The 7,270-nt window shown below is 69.6% G+C and carries 5 protein-coding genes and 2 pseudogenes; 4 read left to right on the plus strand and 3 right to left on the minus strand.

Annotated features, from left to right (window positions below):
* Nucleotides 1–52: 52 nt before the first annotated feature.
* Nucleotides 53–1,210 (minus strand): annotated as a pseudogene (locus ACFWBB_RS10100) (ISAzo13 family transposase); the annotation flags it as partial.
* A 133-nt stretch (nucleotides 1,211–1,343) separates the two neighbouring features.
* Complete coding sequence (locus tag ACFWBB_RS10105; RefSeq protein WP_385269064.1) at nucleotides 1,344–2,363, minus strand: Lrp/AsnC family transcriptional regulator; 1,020 nt, start codon at nucleotides 2,361–2,363, stop codon at nucleotides 1,344–1,346.
* A 183-nt stretch (nucleotides 2,364–2,546) separates the two neighbouring features.
* Between ACFWBB_RS10105 and ACFWBB_RS10110 the strand changes: the two genes are divergently transcribed.
* The 3 genes from ACFWBB_RS10110 (at nucleotide 2,547) to ACFWBB_RS10120 (ending at nucleotide 5,921) form a co-directional block, all read left to right on the plus strand.
* The gene (locus ACFWBB_RS10110) at nucleotides 2,547–4,274 is read left to right on the plus strand and encodes an MFS transporter (RefSeq protein ID WP_385269066.1); all 1,728 of its coding nucleotides are present in this window, start codon (nucleotides 2,547–2,549) and stop codon (nucleotides 4,272–4,274) included.
* A 106-nt stretch (nucleotides 4,275–4,380) separates the two neighbouring features.
* Nucleotides 4,381–5,142, plus strand: coding sequence for an alpha/beta hydrolase (locus ACFWBB_RS10115; protein ID WP_385269068.1), 762 nt, complete (start codon nucleotides 4,381–4,383; stop codon nucleotides 5,140–5,142).
* A gap of 299 nt (nucleotides 5,143–5,441) precedes the next feature.
* Complete coding sequence (locus tag ACFWBB_RS10120; protein ID WP_385269070.1) at nucleotides 5,442–5,921, plus strand: nuclear transport factor 2 family protein; 480 nt, start codon at nucleotides 5,442–5,444, stop codon at nucleotides 5,919–5,921.
* A 188-nt stretch (nucleotides 5,922–6,109) separates the two neighbouring features.
* On the opposite strand, the gene ACFWBB_RS10125 is transcribed toward ACFWBB_RS10120, so the two are convergent.
* Entirely contained in the window at nucleotides 6,110–6,550 is a 441-nt protein-coding gene (locus tag ACFWBB_RS10125; RefSeq protein ID WP_385269072.1) for a hypothetical protein, read from the minus strand.
* A gap of 268 nt (nucleotides 6,551–6,818) precedes the next feature.
* Between ACFWBB_RS10125 and ACFWBB_RS10130 the strand changes: the two are divergent.
* Nucleotides 6,819–7,190: pseudogene (locus tag ACFWBB_RS10130) on the plus strand (transposase family protein); the annotation flags it as partial.
* Nucleotides 7,191–7,270 lie beyond the last annotated feature (80 nt).

Below are 7,270 nucleotides of genomic sequence, written 5' to 3' on the forward strand. Positions count from 1 at the left end.
CCGTCTACCCCCGCCCGCCGCGTTCAGTGATCCCGTTTCCTCGGCCCTGCCGCAGGGCTACCGCCGACCGGGGCCGGGCAGATTCCTGGATGCCGGTGGGATACGGGTTGGTGTCGAGTTCGGCGTGCACGGTCAGGCCGGTTTTGGTGGTGGTCGCGGCGATGCTCTCGACGATGACTTCGTGGCTGGTCAGGGGCCTTCCACGCCAGTTTATGGTGATGTGGGAGAACAGCCGGTGCTCGATCCGGTTCCACTTCGAAGTGCCGGGAGGCAGGTGGCAGACGGTGACCGTCAGGCCGGCCTCGGCGGCGAACCGGGCGAGTTCGGTCTTCCAGGTGCGGGTGCGATATCCGTTGGAGCCGCCCGCGTCGGCGGTGATCAGCAGTCGGCCGGCCGTCGGGTAGGTGGCCCGTCCGGCGCCGTTCCACCAGCGGCGGATCGATTCGACGGCGAACGCGGCGGTGTCGTGGTCGGTGCCCACGTTGACCCAGCCGGTGTTCGCGGCGACGTCGTAGATGCCGTAGGGCACCGCTCTGCCCAGCTCGCGGTCGGGGAAGTCGTGGGTGTCGACTCGCACCGGCTCGCCTCTCGGCTCCCATTCACGGCCGTTGTTCTTGAACGGGCCGACCAGTTCCTTCTTCTTCGTGTCCACGCTGATCACCGGAGCCCCGCCATCCTGGTGGTCGCGGGCCTGTTCGTTGAGGTAGTGGAACTGTGTGTCCCGGTCGGGGAGCTGCTTGCCTTCCAGGGTCTTGGCGTTGCTCTGCAGGCTGAAGCCCTCCTCCCGCAGGAGGTCGCCCACCGTATCCGCGCAGATCGTGCAGCCCTGCCGGGTCAGCTGCTCGGCGAGCTTGCGAGTGGATTTGGTGGTCCAGCGCAGTGGCGACATCGGGTCCCCGCGGACGTCGGGCTCGAACAGCATGAGGAGTGCCTTCCGAACGGCTGGGTTCCGGTCGACGACGCGTTTGCGGCCGGCGCCGGGACGTCGAATGCGTCCCAACGGGGCCTCTCCGGAGTCGAGTTCCCGCACTCCGGCAGACACAGTGGCCTCACGGACACCGGCGGCACGGGCGACTGCTCTGATCCCGCCGTGGCCGAGAGACTGGGCCTCCGCCCCTATCAGCAGACGACGCTGCCGCTCGTCGAGGTGCTGCAGAATCGCCTCGAACTTGGCTGCCAAAACGGCCCGTTGCCCATTCAACCCGCTCATGCCAGACCAACGAACCACCGCACGGAAAGCCACGAGTTAAAGATCTGCACGCCCTAAGGGCACCCGCCCCGCCACCCGTTCGACGCGGTGTCGTTCCGCCAGCCATGACCAGACGGCAAATGCCGGTCGTCGTTCACACCGTCGTCGGGAGGTAGGGACCGGGTCCTTTGAGGGTGCGTTGGATGGGGGCGGTCACTGTGTGACGGAGGCCGGGGAGGGTCGCGACCGACTCGGTGAGGTAGCGGTAGAAGAGCTGGGCGGTCGCCACGTCGATGCTGGCGTAGAGGTTCGCCGTGCCCGTCGTGGCGGTGGCGTAGGCGACTTCGGGGTGTGCGGCGAGTGCCGCTCCCGCCTCGGCGAGGCGGGACGGGTCGATCTCCAGCCAGAGGGCGGCCCGGAAGTCCTGCTGGAGGATGTCCGGGTGGTACTCGATGTCGAAGTACAGGGCGCCGGCCGATCTGAGTTCGGTGATGCGCCGGCGCACGGTGGAGGGGGACAGACCGGTCACGGCGGCCAGGTCCGCCGTTGCAGCCCTCCCGTCCCGGGCCAGCAGGTCGAGTAGTTGCCGGTCGCTGTCGTCCAGGGGCACCGGTGGGGTGGCGTCCGTGGCCCGGTCCGGTGTGTCAGGGGGCGTGAGCGCCGCGACCTGTGCGGCCGTCAGCGGGCCGCGCTTGTTGATCGGGCCGAGGTCGCGGCCGAAGAAGACGTGCAGTGAGCAGTGCGCGGACAGGTCCACCACTTGTGGTGTGCGCGGCAGCTTCTGCAGGAGCGGGGACTCCTCCGGCCCGGCGCTGCGGGTGCGTACCGAGCAGGAGATCTCGGTGCCGCCCGAATCCAGGTTGACCCAGGTGGTGTCCGTGCGCCGTGCCATCGCCTTCCCGAGGGAGGACGCGGCATCCGGCGTGCACCGTACGCGCACGAGCCAGACAGAGTCCCCCAGCCGTAGGGGATCGGTCAGGCCGAGGACCCGGAGCTTCCCGGCGGACCGCAGCCGTGCCCAGCGGCGCGCAGCGGTCTGGTCGGAGATTCCGAGGACGTCGGCGATCTCCCGGAACGAGGCCCGCCCGTTGATCTGCAGCGCGTGCACGAGCTCCATGTCTTCTTCCGACAGACTGCGGTACTCATGGCTCGGGGTGTCGAGATAGGTCGCCATCTGGCCCATTCTGTCGGATCCGCGCACGACAAGCATTCTGGCTCACGATATCGCCTGTGAGGGCTCGAAGCTGTTTCGCGTGATCACCCGCCGGCCGGCTCGGCCCGCCGCAGTTCGCCCGGGCTCGATCACGGTCGGGACTCGGTCCCGGAACACCTGCTCAATCCGAACGGAGAATTCGACATGCGCAAATGGTGGCCCCTGACGGCGGTCTGCTTGGGCGCCTTCATCCTGCTGGTGGACGTGACGATCGTGAACGTCGCACTGCCCAGCATGGCTGCCGACCTCGGCGCTTCCTTCACCTCTCTGCAATGGGTGATCGACGGCTATGCCCTGGCGCTCGCCGCCCTGCTGCTGGCCTCGGGTTCCCTCGCGGACCGCTTCGGCCAACGGCGTTCCTACGTCTGCGGTCTGGGCGTCTTCGGCCTGGCCTCTCTGGCGTGCGGCCTCGCCCCCGACGCGGAGGTCCTGATCGCAGCCCGCGTGGTGCAGGGCGTCGGCGGCGCCGCGATGTTCGCCACCGCTCCCGCCCTGCTGCTCACTTCCTACCAGGGCAGGGACCGGGGTACGGCCTTCGGCGTGTGGGGCGCGGCCAACGGAGCCGCCGCAGCCGCGGGGCCTCTGCTCGGCGGGCTGCTCACCGAGCACTTCAGCTGGCCGACCATCTTCTGGGTCAACCTTCCGATCGCCGCTGTCGCCATCGCCACGACGCTGCGGGTGGTGCGTGCCGACCGACCCGCCTACCAGCTCGTCGGGACCTCCGGCCACGGTGTGCGGCTCGGCGGGACCCGGGCCCGTGTCGACATCCCCGGTGCGACGGCCTTCACCATTGCCGCGGCCACACTCACCTGTGGGCTCATCCGTGGCGGGGAGGTGGGCTGGGCCTCGGTCGAGACCCTGACGACCTTCGCGGTCACCGCCTCGGCTCTCATCGCGTTCGTGGTGATCGAGCACCGTACGGCGCGACGCGGGGGCGTCCCGATGATGGACCTCGCGCTGCTGCGCCGCCCCTCGTTCGCCGCCTTGATGAGCGGTGCGCTGCTGCTGCAGGGCGGCGCCTTCGGCTGCCTGGTGCTGGTCTCCCTGTGGCTGCAGTCCATACTGGGCCTCAGCCCGGTCGGGGCGGGCCTCGCCCTGACCCCGCTGGCCGGTGCTTCGTTCCTCGTGGCCGCCGTGGCCGGCCGTCACCTCCAGCGGCTAGCACCGCATCTGCCGATCGGCGTCGGACTCCTGTCCGTCGCGGTAGGCATGCTGGTCCTGCGTGCGGGTATGACGCCCGACGCGGGGCAGACCGCACTCATGGGAGGGCTCGCGGTCACCGGGATCGGCGTCGGCCTGGCCACGCCGGTGCTGGTCTCGGCTGCCACCTCCTCCGTGCCGCCGCAGCAGGCGGGGATGGCCGGCGGGGCTGTCAACACGTTCCGTCAACTGGGCATGACCCTGGCCATCGCCGTGTGCGGCACGGTCTTCACGAGCCGGGCGGCCGCTGTGCTCGCCCGGACCGGCACGGTGCCGGATCCGCAGAAGGGTGCCTCGGCACTGGCCGCCGGGCAGGCCCGACGCCTGGTGGACGCGGCGCCCGCCGCCGACCGGGGCGCGGTTCACCAGTTGGTGCACACGGCGTTCGCCACCGGCCTCGATCGGGTGTTCTTGACCTCGGCACTGGCGGCAGCGATCGGCGGACTGATCGTCCTGTTCTTCCTATGGCCGTCGCACAGGACCGCCGCGGGGCACGCCACCGCCCGCGAGCAGGGCACGCCGAAAGACGATGCCGGTCAGAGCGCGAAAGATGGTTGGCAAGGCACGGATGACGCCGAGGGCGTGGAAACCGGCCGACGCGCGGCGGCTGGCGACGGCAGGGAGCACGGCGGCGGTCCCCGGCTGGAGGCGGGCACGGCGCAGCAAAGCTAGAGCCCGTCTCCGCGAGCCGCCCACGCGGCCGAACCGCCGACGGCTGCACCGCACATCCGGCCCCCCTGCCGGCATGCGTTTCACCGAACACTTCAGGAGTCTCATCATGTCCACCGATGCAACGGCCACTGCCGACGCCTTCCCCACCACCGCACCGCGCCCCTCGTTCCTCCTGGTCCACGGGGCCTGGCACCGGTCAGAGTGCTGGGACCTCCTGCGGAAGGCCCTTGCGGCCGACGGCTGGACGGCTCGGACGGTGGACCTGCCCAGTGCCGGACCGCAGCGCACACCCGCCGCCGGGATGTACGACGACGCCGATGCGATAGCCGGTCATCTGCGGCAGGCAGACGGTCCGGTGATCGTCGTCGGCCATTCCTACGGCGGCCTCCCGGTTACCCAGGCCGCCGCCGGCCTTCCTGCCGCCGCTCACCTCGTCTACCTGGCGGCGTATCTGCCCATGGAGGGAGAGTCCCTGCTCAGCGTGCACGGTCACGGCGGCGACGCGGCCGAGGATCTGCGCGGCACAGCCCCCGTCGTCTTCGACGACCCCCGCACCGCGCTGTTCGGGGACCTGCCCGACGGGCAGGCCGAGGACGCCGTCAGCCGGCTCGTCACGCAGAGCCTGCGCTCCTTCCAGCAACGGGTGACCCGGGCGGCCTGGCGGACGGTGCCCTCCACCTATGTGCTCTGCGAGGACGACAGGGCACTCCCGCCCGCATTGCAGGAGCGGATGGCCACCCGCGCCACACAGGTTGAGCGCCTGAACACCGGCCACTCCCCATTCCTGTCCGCGCCCACCGAACTGGCCGCGCTCCTGGGCCGGATCGGCTCCAAGGCGGTCACCTCCATGTCGTCCCGCAAGGGCTGAACGGCGCCACAACCCCGAGGCAGCGCTCGGGCACAGCGGCACGCCGCTGTGCCAGTGGTGCGCGGCACCCGTCCTTACCCAGTGGTGCCCGCACGTGCGTCACCTCAGCACCCGCCCCTGACCTGCGTCTGGTTGCCGGCCGGTGATGAGGCTTCGCGAAAATCCCCACGGCCGATCTTCGCCTCAGTTCGTCCGCTGGTAAATCGAGTGGGGAGGGTGGGGAGCGAAGAGCGCGCCCTGCCGGTGCTGGTGCGGAAAAGCCGTTGCCCTGGGACCTGTTGGGGCTGATAGACAGGGGTATGGACGACAAGGTCATGCCCTCGGTCGAGCGGATGCTCGCGGAACGCGCCTGCGAGCGCATCATTGCGGACTTCATCCACCGCCTTGACCTCGGCGACCCGAGTTCGGTGGCCGAGCTGTTCACGCCCGATGGTGTCTGGCACTGGCCTTTCGGGAACCGGCGCATCGAGGGGCGCGAGGCTCTGCGCGCCTATTTCGCCTCTCGCCCGGCGGACAGGCTGTCGCGTCGTCTGATGACGAACATCCTGGTCACGGTGGAGTCCGAGGCGACAGCGCGGGCCGTCTCGTATCTGACGACATACCGGGTCGATGGCTACTCAGGTGGAATGGTCGAGCCCAGGCTCCCGGCGAACGTCGGTCACTACGAGGACATCTTCCGGAAGATCGACGGCACCTGGTTCCTCGCCAGCCGCACTGTCTTCCTCCCCTTCGGCGGCGGAACGGAACGGCTCCCCGTTGCGGATGCATCATCCGCTTGACGACACCGTTTTGCGGCCCGGCGACCGTCAGGTCGCCGGGCCCTGGTGATCGGTGAGGGTCGGCCGAAGCGGGCGCGAAGGACGTGGTCGACCTCGGGGACCAGGCCGCTGATGGTGATGTTGCTCATCGGCCCGCGGGGCAGGCGGCGTAGCCGGCCCGTAGGTCGGCCACGCCGGCAGCCGTCAGGTCAGGGGCACAGGCCACGGTCGGAGTTGTAGTTGATGTCGATCGAACCGCTCCAGGTCATGCACAGGCCGGGCTTCGGCAGGTCCTTGTACACCGGGCCAGCGAAGGTCGTGTAGGAGCCGGCATCCCTCTCAGGGGTGCTGCTGGTCGGCCAGGTGTCCAGGGTGACCTCCATGAACACGCGGGCACCGGGCTTGCTGCGCACGGTGACGGCGCACCACTGCCCGTCCGCAGAACTGTAGGCCACGTACGTGGTGGCGGCCACGGTGGTCTGCGAGGACTTGATCGGAGTCGAGGTGAAGACCTCGTATCCTTTGCCGCACGCCCCGTTGTAGGCGCCAGCCGTGGCGGCCGAGGCCGGCGTGGTCGCGGCGAGCGTGCCGCCCAGGGCCGGGACGGCAAGGGCGCCAGCGGTGGCTGCCTTGTGGCGGATCGACTTCATGGTGTTCCCCCTGTTGATGTCATGGCGGGACGGCCGGTCGTCGCCGTCCACGCAGAGTGAGACCGGACAGGCCCACTGACAGTTGTGGGCTTTCTTGTCGCGGTCCAGTCACCGCTGTCACAAGGGCCGTTGCGACCACCCGAACCCACGGCACTGACGGAACTTGGACCACCACAACCGCGACAAGCCACACTGGCTGCCGCTGCCACTCACCCACCTGGACAGCCGAGGACACCAAGGGACGGAATTGCACGCCTCCCGTCTTGCTGTGTCTGGTGTGATCACGGCGTCGGAGCCCTCCTGGATAGCCCCGTTCACCGGGCTGAGCCCGCGACAGTTCGGCAAGCTGATCACCGCGCTCCGGCGCGAAGGTGCGGATCCGGTGCGCAAGGGCCGGCCGTGGAGCCTGCCGCTGGAGGACCGCGTGCTGCTGGTCGCCGCCTACTAGCGCACCAACCTGACCCTGCGCCAACTGGCGCCGCTGTTCGGGGTGTCGAAGTCCGCCGCCGACCGCATCATCGACCACCTCGGACCCGCGCTCGCCCTCCAGCAACGCAAGCGGTTCCGCAAGGACACCGTGCTGATCGTCGACGGAACCCTGGTCCCCACCCGCGACCACACCGTCGCCGAGCAGTCGAAGACATCTCATGTCGCTGGCGGGTCAAGTAGGCGCTCAGGCAGCAAGATCTACCGGTGGTGCGAAGGCACGGTCGGGGTCGA

The organism is Streptomyces sp. NPDC060000 (genome assembly GCF_042737375.1).
GTDB lineage: Bacteria > Actinomycetota > Actinomycetes > Streptomycetales > Streptomycetaceae > Streptomyces.